Source organism: Paracidovorax oryzae ATCC 19882, assembly GCF_000687165.1.
Lineage (GTDB): Bacteria > Pseudomonadota > Gammaproteobacteria > Burkholderiales > Burkholderiaceae_C > Paracidovorax > Paracidovorax oryzae.
On the sequence record NZ_JMKU01000001.1, the window covers coordinates 364,697 to 379,488 of the forward strand.

The 14,792-nt window shown below is 70.6% G+C and carries 14 protein-coding genes; 1 reads left to right on the forward strand and 13 read right to left on the reverse strand.

The window, feature by feature from the left end; translation table 11 throughout:
- Positions 1-13: 13 nt before the first annotated feature.
- Positions 14-1,183 (forward strand): pyridoxal phosphate-dependent aminotransferase, encoded by a 1,170-nt coding sequence (locus T336_RS0101565; RefSeq protein ID WP_026431247.1) that lies wholly within the window; start codon positions 14-16, stop codon positions 1,181-1,183.
- A gap of 13 nt (positions 1,184-1,196) precedes the next feature.
- Here the strand turns inward: T336_RS0101565 and T336_RS0101570 are convergent, their stop codons facing one another.
- The 13 genes from T336_RS0101570 to T336_RS0101630 all read right to left on the reverse strand — a co-directional run bounded on the left by T336_RS0101570 (position 1,197) and on the right by T336_RS0101630 (position 14,703).
- Positions 1,197-2,063, reverse strand: coding sequence for an alpha/beta hydrolase (locus T336_RS0101570; protein WP_026431248.1), 867 nt, complete (start codon positions 2,061-2,063; stop codon positions 1,197-1,199).
- Positions 2,064-2,079: 16 nt separating this feature from the next.
- Positions 2,080-2,472: a RidA family protein gene (locus T336_RS0101575; protein WP_026431249.1), complete on the reverse strand. Its 393-nt coding sequence runs from the start codon at positions 2,470-2,472 to the stop codon at positions 2,080-2,082.
- A gap of 55 nt (positions 2,473-2,527) precedes the next feature.
- Positions 2,528-3,238 (reverse strand): ABC transporter ATP-binding protein, encoded by a 711-nt coding sequence (locus T336_RS0101580; protein WP_013594511.1) that lies wholly within the window; start codon positions 3,236-3,238, stop codon positions 2,528-2,530.
- Positions 3,235-4,002 carry an ABC transporter ATP-binding protein gene (locus T336_RS0101585; RefSeq protein WP_026431250.1) on the reverse strand — a complete coding sequence of 256 codons (768 nt, stop codon included), beginning with the start codon at positions 4,000-4,002 and terminating at the stop codon, positions 3,235-3,237. Before T336_RS0101585 ends, T336_RS0101580 begins: the two co-directional genes overlap by 4 nt.
- Positions 3,999-4,994: a branched-chain amino acid ABC transporter permease gene (locus tag T336_RS0101590; RefSeq protein ID WP_209435933.1), complete on the reverse strand. Its 996-nt coding sequence runs from the start codon at positions 4,992-4,994 to the stop codon at positions 3,999-4,001. The genes T336_RS0101585 and T336_RS0101590 overlap by 4 nt, the downstream gene beginning before the upstream one ends.
- Positions 4,995-5,001: 7 nt before the next feature.
- Positions 5,002-5,922 (reverse strand): branched-chain amino acid ABC transporter permease, encoded by a 921-nt coding sequence (locus tag T336_RS0101595; protein ID WP_026431252.1) that lies wholly within the window; start codon positions 5,920-5,922, stop codon positions 5,002-5,004.
- A gap of 21 nt (positions 5,923-5,943) precedes the next feature.
- Positions 5,944-7,146, reverse strand: coding sequence for an ABC transporter substrate-binding protein (locus T336_RS0101600; protein ID WP_026431253.1), 1,203 nt, complete (start codon positions 7,144-7,146; stop codon positions 5,944-5,946).
- A gap of 79 nt (positions 7,147-7,225) precedes the next feature.
- Entirely contained in the window at positions 7,226-8,845 is a 1,620-nt protein-coding gene (locus tag T336_RS0101605; protein ID WP_026431254.1) for an AMP-binding protein, read from the reverse strand.
- Between the two features lie 76 nt (positions 8,846-8,921).
- Complete coding sequence (locus tag T336_RS0101610) at positions 8,922-10,091, reverse strand: acyl-CoA dehydrogenase family protein (RefSeq protein ID WP_026431255.1); 1,170 nt, start codon at positions 10,089-10,091, stop codon at positions 8,922-8,924.
- Between the two features lies 1 nt (position 10,092).
- A complete protein-coding gene (locus tag T336_RS0101615) occupies positions 10,093-10,947 on the reverse strand; it encodes an enoyl-CoA hydratase family protein (protein ID WP_026431256.1) in 855 nt (284 codons plus the stop codon).
- Positions 10,944-11,567 carry a MarR family winged helix-turn-helix transcriptional regulator gene (locus T336_RS0101620; RefSeq protein WP_026431257.1) on the reverse strand — a complete coding sequence of 208 codons (624 nt, stop codon included), beginning with the start codon at positions 11,565-11,567 and terminating at the stop codon, positions 10,944-10,946. Before T336_RS0101620 ends, T336_RS0101615 begins: the two co-directional genes overlap by 4 nt.
- Before the next feature lie 29 nt (positions 11,568-11,596).
- Positions 11,597-12,361 (reverse strand): SDR family NAD(P)-dependent oxidoreductase, encoded by a 765-nt coding sequence (locus T336_RS0101625; protein ID WP_026431258.1) that lies wholly within the window; start codon positions 12,359-12,361, stop codon positions 11,597-11,599.
- A gap of 2 nt (positions 12,362-12,363) precedes the next feature.
- Positions 12,364-14,703, reverse strand: coding sequence for a bifunctional salicylyl-CoA 5-hydroxylase/oxidoreductase (locus T336_RS0101630; RefSeq protein ID WP_026431259.1), 2,340 nt, complete (start codon positions 14,701-14,703; stop codon positions 12,364-12,366).
- Positions 14,704-14,792 lie beyond the last annotated feature (89 nt).

The window sequence follows — 14,792 nt, forward strand, 5'->3', positions numbered from 1 at the left end:
GCCTTCCACGCACATGACCACCACCGCTGCCGCGCGCACGCCGACCCTCCCCAGCAAGCTGCCCCAGGTGGGCACGACGATCTTTGCCGTGATGTCCGCCCTGGCGGCGGAACACGGGGCCGTGAACCTGGGCCAGGGCTTTCCCGATTTCGACTGCGACCCGGCCCTGGTCGATGCGGTGGCGGGCGCCATGCGCGCAGGCCACAACCAGTACCCGCCGATGCCGGGCGTGCCGGCGCTGCGCCAGGCCGTGGCGCGCAAGATCGAGGCGCTGCACGGGCGGGCCTATTCGCCGGACACCGAGATCACCGTGACGGCGGGCGCGACGCAGGGCATCCTGACGGCGATCCTGGCCGTGGTGCAGGCGGGCGACGAGGTGATCGTGCTCGACCCCTGCTACGACAGCTACGTGCCCAACGTGGAGCTGGCGGGCGGCACGGCGGTGCGCGTGCCGCTCACGCCCGGCACCTTCCGGCCGGATTTCGGCCGCATCGCCGCCGCACTCACGCCGCGCACGCGGGCGATCATCATCAACACGCCGCACAACCCGTCCGCCACCGTGTGGACGGACGAGGACATGCGGGCGCTCGAAGCACTGCTCGCGCCCACCGACGTGGTCGTGGTCAGCGACGAGGTCTACGAGCACATGGTGTTCGACGGTGCGGAGCACCAGAGCGTCGCGCGATTTCCCGGGCTGGCCGCGCGGGCGTTCATCGTGTCGAGCTTCGGCAAGACCTTCCATGTCACGGGCTGGAAGGTGGGCACGGTTGTCGCCCCCGCGCCGCTCATGGCAGAGTTCCGCAAGGTGCACCAGTTCAACGTTTTCACCGTGAATACGCCCGTGCAGCATGGGCTTGCGGCCTACCTCGCCGATCCGGCGCCCTACCGGCAGCTGCCGGCCTTCTACCAGGCCAAGCGCGACCTGTTCCGCCAGGGGCTGGAAGGCTCGCGCCTGAAGCTGCTGCCCAGCTCGGGCAGCTACTTCCAGTGCGTGGACATCTCGCAGGTGAGCGACCTGGGCGACGTGGAGTTCTGCCAGTGGCTCACGCGCGAGATCGGCGTGGCCGCCATCCCGCTGTCGCCGTTCTATGGCGACGGGTTCGACCAGCGCGTGGTGCGCTTCTGCTTCGCCAAGCGCGACGAAACGCTGCGCGAGGCGCTGCAGCGGCTGCGCCGGCTCTGACCCGCTCCCTCCCCTACCCTTGCGCCATGCGCGCGAGGGCACGGCTCGGCAGGCTGGCCGGATCCTCGAACGCCTGCACGGCATCGAAGTGGTCGGCCCCCGGCATCGGATGCAGCTCGGCCGCGTTGCCGGCCGCACGCCATGCGGCATGGAAGCCCTGGGACTGCTGCGCGAAGGCGTCCTGCTCGGCCCTGCCCCAGCAGAGCGTGGCGGGCGTGGCGCTGGGCCGTGCATGCAGCACGGGCGAATTGCGGCGCACCAGGCCCTCGTCCAGCTGGATCGCCGGCTGCAGGTAGCTGTAGCGCAGCGGCGCGATGTCGTAGAGGCCGCTCACCAGCACCGCACCCGCGAAGGGATCGGCGGGCAGGCCGTAGTCTTCCGCCCAGGGCGTGCACAGCAGCATCGCACCCAGGTGCCCGCCCGCGGAATGCCCGCCGACGACGATGCGCGCCGGGTCGCCGCCATGCTCGCCGATGTGGCGCACCACCCAGGCTGCCGCGGCGCGCACCTGCCGCACGATCTCGTCGATCGTGACGGCCGGGCACAGCGCGTAGTCCACCACCACGGTGGTGAAGCCCAGTGCATGCGGGCCCTGCGCCACGCAGCTGAAATCGCGCGCGCTGCGGGCGCGCCAGTAGCCGCCGTGGATGAAGAAGAACACCGGCGCGCCGGGCCGGTCGGCCGGGAAGATGTCCAGCGTTTCCGCCAGCGTCGGGCCGTAGGGCACGGCAGGCCGGTACGGCAGCGCCTGCCGCGTGGCCTCGCTGCGTTCGGCGAAGTGCCGGTTCGAAGCGGCGGCATCGTGCGCGCGCTTCAAGGGGTCGTAGGCTTCGTCGATCGCAGCCTGGCTCGCGAAGCCGTGCGGGAAGGTCATCGCCATCGAGGGCTCCCGCGCATCAGTCCGGCACCACGGCCGTGACCTCGATCTCCACCTTGGCGCGGTCCTCGATCAGCGCCGAGACCTCCACCGCCGTCATCGCCGCGTTGAAGCTGCCGATGATCTCGCGGAAGTCCTGGCCGATCTGCCGCAGCGAGGCCACATAGTCTTTCTTGTCCGTCACGTACCAGGTCATGCGCACGATGTGCTCGGGGCGGGCGCCGCCTTCCTTGAGCACCTCGACGATGTTCTGCAGCGCCTGCCGCACCTGCCCGCACAGCGTGTCGGTGTGGAACACGCCCTGCGCGTCCCAGCCGATCATGCCGGCCACGAAGACCATGCGGCCATGCGCCGCGACGCCATTGGAGTAGCCCTTGGGCCGGGGCCATCCGGGGGGAAGAAGGACTTGCATGCGAATCTCCTGTCCGTTCGGTTCTCGAAAAATCGGTATCGTTTTTGCGCGAGGGTCACACGCCCACGTAACGCTGCCACAGCGCCGGGTCGGCCGCGAGCGCGCCCGAATCGCCCTGCCACACCACACGGCCGCGCTCGATGATGGTGTGGCGGTCGGCGAGCCGGACGAGCCGGCGCACGTATTTGTCGATGACCAGGATGGTCTGCCCCTGCGCGCGCAGGGCGTCCAGGCAGCGCCAGATCTCCTCGCGGATCAGCGGCGCCAGCCCTTCCGTGGCTTCGTCGAGCACGAGCAGGTGCGGATTGGTCATGAGCGCGCGGCCGATGGCCAGCATCTGCTGCTCGCCACCCGAGAGCTGCCCGCCCATGTGCGAGGCGCGCTCGGCCAGCCGCGGGAACAGGGCATGCACGCGGTCCAGCGTCCACGGATCGGCGGCGCCGTTGCGGCGTGCGGCGAATGCCACGAGGTTCTCGCGCACCGAGAGGTTGGGGAAGATCTGCCGACCTTCGGGCACCACCGCGAGGCCCATGCGCGCGATGCGGTCCGGCGCCAGCCGCTCGATGCGCTCGCCGCGGAAACGCACGGATCCGGCCTTCGCGCGCGTGAGCCCGAGCAGCGCGCGCACCGTGGTCGTCTTGCCCATGCCGTTGCGGCCCAGCAGCGTGGCGACCTCGCCGGCGCGGATGTCGAACGCGATGCCGAACAGCACCTGGCTGCTGCCGTAGGCGGCCTCCAGCCCTTCGACTTCGAGCAATGCGCTCATGGCGTGGCCTCCTCCAATTCGTCGCCCAGGTAGGCGCGGCGCACGTCGGGGTGCTGGCGGATCTCCTGCGGGGTGCCGGTGGCGATCACGCGGCCCGAGACGAGCGCGGAGATGCGGTCGGCCAGGCGAAAAACGGCATCCATGTCGTGCTCCACCAGCAGCAGCGTGACCTCGCCACGCAGCCCCTGCAGCAGGCCCACCATGCGCCCGGATTCCTCGGGCCCCATGCCGGCCATGGGCTCGTCGAGCAGCAGCAGCCGGGGCCGCAGCGCCAGGGCCAGCCCCACTTCGAGCTGCCGCTGCTGGCCGTGCGACAGCGCCCCGGCCAGTTGCGACGACTGTTCGCCCAGGCCAACGCGCTGCGCCACGGCCTGCGCCTCGGCATAGCGCCCGCGCTCCGCGCGCGCAGGGCGCCACAAGCCGCGGGCGCCGCCGGTGCGCGCCTGCACGGCAAGCGCCAGGTTGTCCAGCACCGGCAGCCGGGGAAAGACGCTGGTGATCTGGTAGGACCGCACCAGCCCCCGCCGCACCCGCGCGTGCATCGGCAAGCCGGTGACGTCCTCCCCGTCGAAATGGATGTGCCCGCTGGTGGGCGCGAGCGTGCCCGAGAGCTGGTGGATCAGGGTCGTCTTGCCGGCGCCGTTGGGGCCGATGAGCGCATGCACCTCGCCTTCGAGCACCGACAGTTCCGCATGGTCGGTGGCGAGCAGGCCGCCGAAGCGGCGCACCAGTTGCTCGGTCCGCAGGAGGACGCGCGCGCTCATGGCCGCCCCGCTTTCGCACGACCGGCGCGATCGGCCCGCGCGAGGCTCAGCAGCCCGTTGGGCGCCACCAGCACCACGACGAGCAGCACCGCGCCCAGGCCGAACTGCCAGTGCATGGTGTGGGCCGCAAGCACTTCCTCGATCAGCAGGAAGGCCACCGCGCCGACGAAGCCGCCGTAGAGGCGCCCCACCCCGCCCAGGATCACCATCACCATCAGCATGCCCGACTGGCTCCACTGCAGCGCCGCGGGGCTGACGAAGCCCGCCTGGTTGGCCAGCAGCGCGCCCGCGAGCCCGGCGATGGCGCCCGCGAGCGTGAAGGCCGCCAGCTTGGTGCGATAGACGGCAAAGCCCAGCGCGGCCATGCGCGTCTCGTTCTCGCGGATGCCCTGCAGCGCGTGGCCGAAGCGGGCGTTGAGCAGCCGCGCCAGGCCGATGAAGACCAGCACGCAGATCGCCAGCACGCAGTAGTAGAAGCGCGCGTCATCCGCCAGATCGAGCCAGGGGCCGACCTGCGAGCGCGACGAGAGAGAGAGGCCGTCCTCGCCGCCATAGGCCTTGAGCGACACCATGAGGTAGAACAGCATCTGCGCGAACGCGAGGGTGATCATGATGAAGTACACGCCCTGCGTGCGCAGGCTGACCAGGCCGATCACGAAGGCGAACAGCGCGCCCGCCGCGATGGCGGCCGGCCAGGCGATCCAGACGGAGGCGATGCCCTCCTGCATCAGGATGCCCACCGCGTAGGCGCCGACGCCCACGAAGGCCGCGTGCCCGAAGCTGACCATGCCGCCGAAGCCGAGGATCAGGTTCAGGCTGGTGGCCGCCAGCGCGAAGACCAGGATGCGGCTTGCCACGCCGATGTAGAAACCCTCGTCCAGCGCCTGCGCGATGGTCGGCAGCAGCGCCAGCAAGACGAGCAACGGGATGCTCCAGCGCGGGTGCAGGCCGTGGTCCAGCAGGCTGCGGGGATGGGATGGGGTGGGCGGCATGGTGCTTTCAGCCATGGGAGGGGAACAGGCCGCGCGGCTTCCAGAACAGCACCGCTGCCATCAACACGTAGATCAGGATCGAGGCCACGGCCGGCCCGGCGCCCGCGGCGGCCGCGGGCGCCAGCAGGCGCTCGGCGAGCAGCGGCACGAGGGTGCGGCCGGCGGTGTCCACCAGCCCGACCAGCAGCGCCCCCACCAGCGCACCGCGGATGGAGCCGATGCCGCCGATCACGATCACCACGAAGGCGAGGATCAGGATGCTCTCGCCCATGCCCACCTGCACGGCCAGCAACGGCCCGAGCATGCCGCCCGCGATCGCGCAGAGCGCGGCGCCCAGCGCGAAGATACCCGTGAACAGCCGGCGCACGTTGGTGCCCATGGCCATCGCCATCTCGCGGTTGGAAGCGCCGGCACGCACCTGCATGCCGACGCGCGTGCGCGTGACCAGCACATAGAGCAGCAGCGCCACCGCCAGCCCGACGCCGATGATGAAGAGCCTGTAGGCCGGGTAGGAAAAGCCCGGCAGCAGCTCCACCGGGCCGGCGAGCGCGGGCGGCGGGTTGAGCGGCACCGGCTGCGAGCCCCAGACCATGCGCACGGCCTCGTTGGCCATCAGCAGGATCGCGAAGGTGCCCAGCACCTGCGAGAGGTGGTCGCGCCGGTAGAGGCGCCGCAGCACCGACACCTCCAGCAGCACGCCGATCGCCGCGGTGGCCAGCGTGCCGCCCGCGAGGCCGATCCAGAACGAGCCGGACGCCGTGGCGATGGCCGCGATCAGGTAGGCACCCACCATGTAGAGCGAGCCGTGTGCCAGGTTGATCATGTCCATGATGCCGAAAACCAGCGTCAGGCCGGCGGCCAGCAGGAACAGCATCAGCCCGAACTGCAGGCCGTTGAGCGATTGCTCGAGAAGCAGGAGCCCCGTCATGCGCGCGACCGGCCCGCGGCCTCAGGAGGGCATGCGGCATTCGCCGGCATAGGCGTCGGCATGCGCCTCGAACACGCGGCCGACGGTCTTGTTGGTGATGCGGCCCTGCCCGTCCTTCACCACCTCGCGCAGGTAGTAGTCCTGCACGGGGTAGTGGTTGGTGTTGAAGCGGAACGGCCCGCGCACGGATTCGAACGGCGCGGCCTCCAGCGCCTTGCGCAGCGCGGCCTTGTCCTCGAGCTTGCCGCCCACGCGGCGCACGGCGCCGTCGATGAGCCGGGCGGCGTCGTAGCCCTGCGCGGCATACAGCGTCGGCAGGCGGCCGTATTCCTTCTGGAAGTCGGCCACGAAGCGCTTGTTCGCGGCGTTGTCCATGTCGTGGGCCCACTGCGAGCTGTTGAAGATGCCCACCATGGCATCGCCCACGGCGCGGATCACGTCCTCGTCGGCCGAGAAGCCCGGTGCGAAGAGCTTCATCTCCTTGCCCAGGCCGGCGCCGGTGAACTGCTTGACGAAGTTCACGCCCAGCCCGCCCGGCAGGAACACGAACACCGCGTCGGCACCTGAAGCACGGATCTTGGACAGCTCCGCGCCATAGTCGAGCTGGCTCAGCGGCGTGTAGGCCTCCATCACCACCTCGCCCTTGTAGTAGCGCTTGAAGCCGGCCAGCGCGTCCTTGCCTGCCGGATAGTTGGGCGCCAGCAGGGCCACTTTCTTGAAGCCGCGGTCCTGCACCGTCTTTCCGACGGCCTCGTGCATGTTGTCGTTCTGGTAGGAGGCGCTGAAGAAGTACGGATTGCACTGCGCCCCCGCGTACTGCGACGGACCGGCGTTGGCGCTGATGTAGAAGGTGCGCGACTGGAACACCGGCTGCCCGACGGCCAGCATCACGTTGGAGAACACGATGCCGGTCATGAAATCCACGCGCTCGCGCTTGATCAGCCGGTCGGCCGTCTGCTTGGCCGCATCGGGGCTCTGCTGGTCGTCGGCCACGGTGACTTCGGCTGGCAGGTCGCCGAGCTTGCCTGCGCCCTGCTTCACGGCGAGCTGGAACCCGTCGCGGATGTCGATGCCGAGGCCCGACCCGGGGCCCGAGAGCGTGGTCAGCAGGCCCACCTTGACCTTGTCCGCCGCCTGGGCGCCGCCGGCCAGCAGGGCGATGGCCGCGCCGAGGGCGGCAGCGAATGTCGGGGAACGGTGCGCGCGGGACGGGAAGAATGGCATCGGAGGCTCCTTGGCAGTGGGCGGGAGGCGGTGGACGGAAAGGGTGGATGGCGCGCGGCTGCAGCCCCGCGCGCCGGCATCATGCCGGGGCGTGTAGCTTAAAGCGCTGCAGCTTCCCCGTTTGCGTGCGCGGCAGCCGATCGGTGAATTCCACGGCGCGGGGGTACTTGTACGGAGCGACCGTGCGCTTGACGAAATCCTGCAGCAGTTGCACGGTGGCGTCGTCCGCCGCGGTGCCGGGACGCAGCACCACGAAGGCCTTGACGATCTGGCCGCGCTGCGCGTCCGGCACGCCGATCACGGCGCATTCCGCCACCGCGGGATGGGCCAGCAGCGCCTCCTCCACCTCGGGCGCGGCGATGTTGTAGCCGGCCGAGACGATCATGTCGTCGGTGCGCGCCTGGTAGAAGAAGTAGCCGTCCGCATCCATCAGGTAGGCGTCGCCGGTCAGGTTCCAGCCGTCCTGCACATAGGCCCGCTGCCGCGCATCCGCCAGGTAGCGGCAGCCCGTCGGCCCCTGCACCGCCAGCCGGCCCACGGTGCCCGGCGGCACCTCGCGGCCCGCCTCGTCCACCACGCGGGCCCGGTAGCCCGGCACGGGCTTGCCCGTGGCACCGGGCCGCGCGCCCGCCTCGTCGTGGGAGATGAAGATGTGCAGCATCTCGGTGGCGCCGATGCCGTCGATCAGCTCGATGCCGGTCGCCTCCTTCCAGAGCGCGCGCGTCGAGGCGGGCAGCGCCTCTCCGGCGGACACGCACTTGCGCAGCGGCGTGCCGCGCAGCAGCGCGCCATCGGCAGCCAGCGCGCGGTACGAGGTGGGCGCCGTGAACAGCACCGTCGCGCCGAACTGCTGGATGGCCTCCAGCAACTGTGGCGGCCCGGCCTTTTCGAGCAGCACCGTGGACGCGCCGATGTGCAGGGGAAAGAGCAGCAGCCCGCCCAACCCGAAGGTGAAGGCCAGCGGCGGGCTGCCGATGAAGACGTCGTCCGCGCGCGGGCGCAGCACATGCGGCGGCCAGCAGTGGCAGATCGCCATCACGTCGCGGTGGTAGTGCATCGTCGCCTTCGGCACCCCCGTGGTGCCGGAAGTGAAGCCCAGCAGGCAGCAGTCGTCGGAGGCGGTATCGACGTTGGTGAAATCGGCCGAGGCCCCGGCCATCAGCGCTTCCAGCCCCTCCGGCCCGGCGTCATGGAAATGCCGCACCGCGCGCAGCGGCGAGCCGGGCTCCTGCGCGGCCAGGGCCAGTTCCTCGGCCAGCGACGCGTCGCACAGCGCGTGCGTGACCTGGGCGATGTCGATGATCGCCTTCAGCTCCTTGGCCCGCAGCAGCGGCATGGTGGCCACGGCGATGCCGCCGGCCTTCATCACCGCGAACCAGCAGGCCGCGAGCATGGGGTTGTTGGGCGCGCGCAGCAGCACGCGGTTGCCGGGCTGCAGGCCCATGCGGTGCACCAGCACGTTGGCGATGCGGTGGGCCTTGTCCTGCAGGTCGGCATAGGTCCAGGAGACACCGCCCGGTGCCCGGATGCACAACCGCCCGCCCCGCCCTTCGCGCACATGCACGTCCAGCAGCGGATCGGCGCAGTTGAGGCGCTCCGGGAACTGCAGTTCCGGCAGCTCGAACAGGTACTCGGGCTGCTGCGCGGCCGGCGGAAGGCGGTCGCGCGCGAAGGTATCGGCGTGGGCGCTGGCATGCATGGCGTCTTCCTTGTCCTTTCCGGGGTCCGGATCGATGGGGCGTCGTGCGAAAAGGCCGTCGTACAACAGGGCGGTGTCAGCCGGCGGCGGCCCCAGCAGCTGCAGCGGACTTGAGCAGGTCGCGGCCGATGATGAGCTGCTGCACCTCGGTCGCCCCTTCGTAGATGCGCAGCGCGCGGATCTCGCGGTAGAGCCGCTCCACCGGCTGCCCGCTCACCACGCCCAGCCCGCCGAAGAGCTGCACTGCCGCATCGATCACCTGCTGCGCGTTCTCAGTGGCCGTCATCTTGGCCATGGCGGCCTCGCGCGTGACCACCGCGCCCCGGTCGCGCAGCCAGGCGGCGCGGTACGTGAGCAGCGCCGCGCTGTCGATGGCCGTGGCCATCTGCGCGAGCTTCGCCTGCGTGAGCTGGAAGTCGGCCAGCACGCCGCCGAACATGCGGCGCGTCGTGGCGCGCGACAGCGCCTCGTCCATCGCGCGCCGCGCAAAGCCCAGCGCCGCCGCGGCCACCGAGGTGCGGAACACGTCCAGCGTGCGCATGGCCACCTTGAAGCCTTCGCCGGGCGCGCCCAGGCGCTGTGCGGCATGCACGCGGCAGCCGTCGAAGCGCAGCCGGGCCAGCGGGTGCGGTGCGATCACCTCGATGCGCTCGGCAATCGAGAAGCCCGGCGCATCGGCATCGACGATGAAGGCGCTGATGCCGCGCGCGCCCGGCGCCTCGCCGGTGCGCGCGAACACCACGTAGAAGTCGGCGATGCCGCCGTTGGAGATCCAGGTCTTCTCACCGTCGAGCACATAGCCGCCCTCCTCGGCGCGGGCCGTGCAGCCCATGGCCGCGACGTCGGAGCCGGCCTCGGGCTCGGACAGCGCGAAGGCGGCGATCGCCTCGCCGCGCGCCACGCGCTCCAGGTAGCGCGCACGCTGCACCGGCGTGCCGTGCAGGCTGACGGCCCCGCTGCCCAGGCCCTGCATGGCGAACGCGAAATCCGCCAGGCCCGAATGGCGCGCCAGCGTCTCGCGGATCAGGCAGAGCATGCGCGTGTCGATGGCGGCGCCGGATTCGCCCACGGCGTGGCGCAGCCAGCCGCCATCGCCGAGCGCGCGCACCAGCGCGCGGCATTCGGCGTCCACGTCGGGGCCGTGCTCCGCATGCAGATGGGCCAGCGCCCAGGCATCCAGATCGCGCGCCAGCTGCGCGTGCCGCGGCTCGAAGAACGGCCAATCGAGATAGGTGGTATCGGCCATGTCAGTTTCCCTCGAAACGCGGCTTCTGCTTGGCGACGAATGCATGGTAGGCGCGCGAGAAGTCTTCGGTCAGCATGCAGATCGCCTGCGCCTGCGCCTCGGCCTCGATGGCCTGCTCGATGGTCATCGCCCACTCCTGGTGCAGCATGGTCTTGGTGATGCCGTTGGCGAAGGCCGGCCCTTCGGCCAGCTGCGCGGCGAGCGCCTGCGCCTCGGGCAGCAGCGCTTCGGCCTCGCACAGGCGGTTGAAGAAGCCCCAGCGCTCGCCCTCTTCTCCGCCCAGGCTGCGGCCGGTGTAGAGCAGTTCGCTCGCGCGGCCCTGGCCGACGATGCGCGGCAGCATCGCGCAGGCGCCCATGTCGCATCCCGCCAGCCCCACGCGGTTGAAGAGGAAGGCCGTCTTGCTGCGCGGCGTGCCCAGGCGCAGGTCGGAGGCCATCGCCATGATCGCGCCCGCGCCGGCGCACACGCCGTCCACCGCGGCCACGATCGGCTGAGGGCAGGTGCGCATGGCCTTGACCAGTTCGCCCGTCATGCGGGTGAACATCAGCAGCTCGGGCGCCTTCAACGCGACCAGCGGGCCGATGATCTCGTGCACGTCGCCACCCGAGCAGAAATTGCCGCCCGCGCCCACCAGCACCACCGCCCGCACGTCGTCGGCCAGCCGCAGGCTGTGGAACAGGTCGCGCAGCTCGGCATAACTATCGAAGGTGAGCGGGTTCTTGCGCTCGGGCCGGTTCAGCGTGATCGTGGCCACGCCGTCCTGTACGTTCCACAGGAAATGTTCGGCCTGGTAGCCGGCGAGCGGGCGTCGGTTGCCGGCGACGAGCCGGGGATCGATGCGGGGTTCGGTCATGGGAGGGGTTTCCTGCTGCGTTTCGATGGGGTGTCGGGAAGGCCGGCCGCTTCGCCCGGGGCCTGGGCGGCCGCATCCACGGGCGATGCCGCGCCGGCCGCGACCTGCCGCTGCACGAGGTGCACGCGCAGCAGGCCGAGATGTTCGTAGAGCGCGTCCTTGCTGGCCGCGGGCATGCCGTCGAACAGGCCGGAGAGCCAGCGCTCGTGCTCCGCCGCCATGGCCGCGAAATCGGTCCGGCCCTTGTCCGTCAGGCGCACACGCCAGGAGCGGCGGTCTTCCGGGTCTTCTGTGCGCTCGACCAGCCCTTCCTTGACGAGCTGGTCCGTCAGGCCCGTGACGTTGCCGCCCGTGACCATGAGGTAGCGCGAGAGCACGTTCATGCGCAGTCCGTCGGGATGCCGGTCCAGCTGGGCGAGGTAGTCGAAGCGCGGCAGCGTGGTGTCGAAGCGGGTGCGCAGCCACTGCCGCACCTGCTGCTCGATCTGCGTGCTGCAGGCCAGCAGCCGCAGCCAGATCTTGATGTCCAGGTGGTCGCCGGCCTGGGCGCGCGCCTCCAGGCCGATGTGCTCGTCGCCCAGTGCCTGCACGAGGCGGAAGCTCTGCTTGCGGGTGGCCATGGGGCGCCTGGTCATGTCCGGTCGGCCGCTCACATGACCTCGCCGCCGCTGACCGAGACGGACTGCCCGTTCACCGACCGCGCACCATCGGTGCATAGCCAGGCCACAGCGTCGGCCACCTCCTCGGGCGCCACCAGCCGGCCCTGCGGATTGGCGCGTACGAAGCCTTCCCGCGCGGCCTCGGCGCTGCGGCCGGTCTTGGCGACGATGCGGTCGATGCTCTCGCGCACGATGTCGGTATCGGTGTAGCCGGGGCACACGGCATTCACCGTGACGCCCTTCACCGCCAGCTCCACCGCCAGCGCCCGCGTGAGGCCGATCACGCCATGCTTGGCCGCGCAGTAGGCGGCCACGTAGGCATAGCCCACCTGCCCCGCCGTGCTCGCGACGTTCACGATGCGGCCCCAGCCGGCGTCCAGCATGCCAGGCAGCGCGGCCTGGGTGCAGACCATGGTGCCGGTCAGGTTCACGTCCAGCATGCGCTGCCACATTTGCGCGTCGGTCTTGAGGAACGGCGCGCTCTCGGCCTGGCCGGCGTTGTTGACCAGCACCTGCACCGGGCCGAAGCGCTCCCGAGCGGAGGCCAGCGCCTGCGCCACCTGCCGCGCATCGGCCACGTCGGCGGCCACGCCGTGCAGGTGTGCCGCATCGCTGGCGGCGAAGGCCTGCGCAGCCTGCGCATCGCGGCCCAGCACCGTCACATGCAGGCCATCGGCCACGAGCCGCCGGGCGATGGCCGCGCCGATGCCGCGCGTGCCGCCCGTCACCAGGGCATGCCGTTGGGTCGTGTCCATCGTCAGCCCTTCCCGCCCGCGGCCGCCGCCATGGATTTCTCGCGCTCGAAGTGCGCCTCCAGCTGCTGCTTGCCGGAGCGGTATTGCCGCGGCCACTCCACCGCTGTGTAGCCGATGCGTGCCGCTTCGGTCAGCGTCCAGGCCGGGTTGGCCAGGTGCGGCCGCGCGACCGCGCACAGGTCGGCCCGGCCGGCGGCCAGGATGCTGTTGGCATGGTCCGCCTCGCTGATCGCGCCGACGGCGATGGTGGCGATGCCCGCCTCCTGCCGGATGCGGTCGGCGAACGGTGTCTGGAACATGCGGCCATAGACCGGCTTCTCGCGCTTGCTCACCTGGCCCGAGGAGCAATCGATCATGTCCGCTCCCGCCGCCTTGAACGCCCGGGCGATCTCCACAGCGTCCTGCGGCGTGGTGCCGCCCTCCACCCAGTCGTGGGCAGAGATGCGCACCGACAGCGGCTTGTCCTGCGGCCAGGCGGCACGCACCGCGGCGAACACCTCCAGCGGGTAGCGCAGGCGGCTCTCCAGCGGGCCGCCATATTCGTCATCGCGCTGGTTGGTGAGCGGCGAGAGAAAGCTCGACAGCAGGTAGCCGTGGGCGCAGTGCAGCTCCAGCCAGTCCGCGCCCGCTGCATCGGCGGCGAGGGCGGCCTGGGCGAACTGCTCTCGCACGGCGTCCATGTCGGCGCGGTCCATCTGCCGCGCGCGCTGGCCCACGCCTTCCAGGTATTGCTGCGGCGAGGCGGACACGATGGGCCAGTTGCCCTCGGGCAGCGGCTGGTCGATGCCCTCCCAGGCCCGGCGCGTGGAGGCTTTCGCACCCGCATGGCCGATCTGGATGCCGAACTTCGCGTCGCTGTTCGCATGGATCCAGTCGGCGATGCGGCGAAAGGCCGCCGTGTGTTCGGGCCGGTACAGGCCCGGGCAGCCAGGGGTGATGCGGCCCTCGGCACTCACGCAGGCCATTTCGGCGAACACGAGGCCGGCACCGCCCATGGCGCGCGCACCCAGGTGCACCAGGTGGTAGTCGCCCACCAGGCCGTCTTCCGCCGAATACTGCGCCATGGGCGAGACCACGATGCGGTTCTTGAGCGTCACGCCGCGCACGGTGAGCGGCGTGAACATGGGCGGCGGCGGCCGGCTGCCGGCCGGCACGTCGATGCCCGCGCGGTGCGCGAACCAGCGCTCGTAGCCTTCGAGCCAGCCGGCATCGCGCAGGCGCAGGTTCTCGTGGCTGATGCGCTGGCTGCGCGTGAGCATGGAATACATGAACTGCTCGGGCTCCAGCTGGTCGCAGTAGCGGTCGCCGCACACCTCGAACCACTCCATCGCGTTCCAGGCCGCGTTCTGGATGCGCAGCGTCTCCACGCGGCGCGCCTCCTGGTAGGCCGCGAGCACGGCGGGGATGCCCTCGCGGCCACCGCCGAGGCGGCCGAACTGGCGCGCGAGCTCGATCGCATCCTCGATGGCGAGCTTGGTGCCCGAGCCGATCGCGAAATGCGCCGTGTGCACCGCGTCGCCCATCAGCACCACGTGGCTGCCGCGGGGATTGCGCAGCCACCATTGCGCGCACACCACGCGCTGGAAGTTCAGCCAGGCCGAGCCGCGCAGGTGGCGCGCGTTGCTCATCAGGGGCGCACCGCCCAGCGTGCCGGCGAACACGCGCTCGCAAAAGGCGATGGACTGGTCCTGGTCGGCCCCGTCCAGGCCGTGCGCCTTCCACACCGCCTCCGGGCACTCGACGATGAAGGTGGTCGTGCGGTCGTCGAACTTGTAGATGTGCGCCTGGAACCAGCCGTGCTCCGTGCGCTGGAAGTCGAACGTGAAGGCATCGAACAGCTTGTGCGTGCCCAGCCAGATGTAGCGGTTGGGCCGCGTGACGATGTCGGGCTGGAACACGTTGGCGTAGCGGCCCCGGATGCGGGAGTTCACCCCGTCGCAGGCGACGACGAGGTCGGCGTCGGGATAGTCCTCGTCGGAAGCCGCCTCGGTCTCGAACACCAGTTGCACGCCCAGGCGCTCGCAGCGCGCCTGCAGGATGTTGAGCAGCTTCTTGCGCCCGATGCCCACGAAGCCATGCCCGCCCGAGCGGATCGTGCGGCCCTTGAAGCGCAGCTCGATGTCGTCCCAGTGGTTGAAGGCCTCCTGGATCTCGTCGGCCGTCTCGCGGTCCCAGGTGCGCATGTGGTCCATGGTGGCGTCGGAAAACACCACGCCCCAGCCGAAGGTGTCGTAGGGCTTGTTGCGCTCCACCACGGTGACGTCGTGGGCAGGATCCTGCTGCTTCATGAGCAGCGCGAAATACAGGCCCGCCGGGCCGCCACCGATGCAAACGATCTTCATGCGCAGGTCTCCAGGGCCGTTCGGGCCTGCAGCAACTTTAGGAATAGATGATTTAGATGTCAACTAATTGCATGGACATCTTCCTCCGG

Bases quoted from the DNA above. Each gene is read 5' to 3' on its own strand.
- T336_RS0101585 (WP_026431250.1), bottom strand. From the start codon at position 4,002: ATGAGCGCGCGCGTCCTCCTGCGGACCGAGCAACTGGTGCGCCGCTTC.
- T336_RS0101630 (WP_026431259.1), bottom strand. From the start codon at position 14,703: ATGAAGATCGTTTGCATCGGTGGCGGCCCGGCGGGCCTGTATTTCGCG.
- T336_RS0101625 (WP_026431258.1), bottom strand. From the start codon at position 12,361: ATGGACACGACCCAACGGCATGCCCTGGTGACGGGCGGCACGCGCGGC.
- T336_RS0101605 (WP_026431254.1), bottom strand. From the start codon at position 8,845: ATGCATGCCAGCGCCCACGCCGATACCTTCGCGCGCGACCGCCTTCCG.
- T336_RS0101615 (WP_026431256.1), bottom strand. From the start codon at position 10,947: ATGACCGAACCCCGCATCGATCCCCGGCTCGTCGCCGGCAACCGACGC.
- T336_RS0101600 (WP_026431253.1), bottom strand. From the start codon at position 7,146: ATGCCATTCTTCCCGTCCCGCGCGCACCGTTCCCCGACATTCGCTGCC.
- T336_RS0101575 (WP_026431249.1), bottom strand. From the start codon at position 2,472: ATGCAAGTCCTTCTTCCCCCCGGATGGCCCCGGCCCAAGGGCTACTCC.
- T336_RS0101620 (WP_026431257.1), bottom strand. From the start codon at position 11,567: ATGGCCACCCGCAAGCAGAGCTTCCGCCTCGTGCAGGCACTGGGCGAC.
- T336_RS0101610 (WP_026431255.1), bottom strand. From the start codon at position 10,091: ATGGCCGATACCACCTATCTCGATTGGCCGTTCTTCGAGCCGCGGCAC.
- T336_RS0101580 (WP_013594511.1), bottom strand. From the start codon at position 3,238: ATGAGCGCATTGCTCGAAGTCGAAGGGCTGGAGGCCGCCTACGGCAGC.
- T336_RS0101565 (WP_026431247.1), top strand. From the start codon at position 14: ATGACCACCACCGCTGCCGCGCGCACGCCGACCCTCCCCAGCAAGCTG.
- T336_RS0101570 (WP_026431248.1), bottom strand. From the start codon at position 2,063: ATGGCGATGACCTTCCCGCACGGCTTCGCGAGCCAGGCTGCGATCGAC.
- T336_RS0101595 (WP_026431252.1), bottom strand. From the start codon at position 5,922: ATGACGGGGCTCCTGCTTCTCGAGCAATCGCTCAACGGCCTGCAGTTC.
- T336_RS0101590 (WP_209435933.1), bottom strand. From the start codon at position 4,994: ATGCCGCCCACCCCATCCCATCCCCGCAGCCTGCTGGACCACGGCCTG.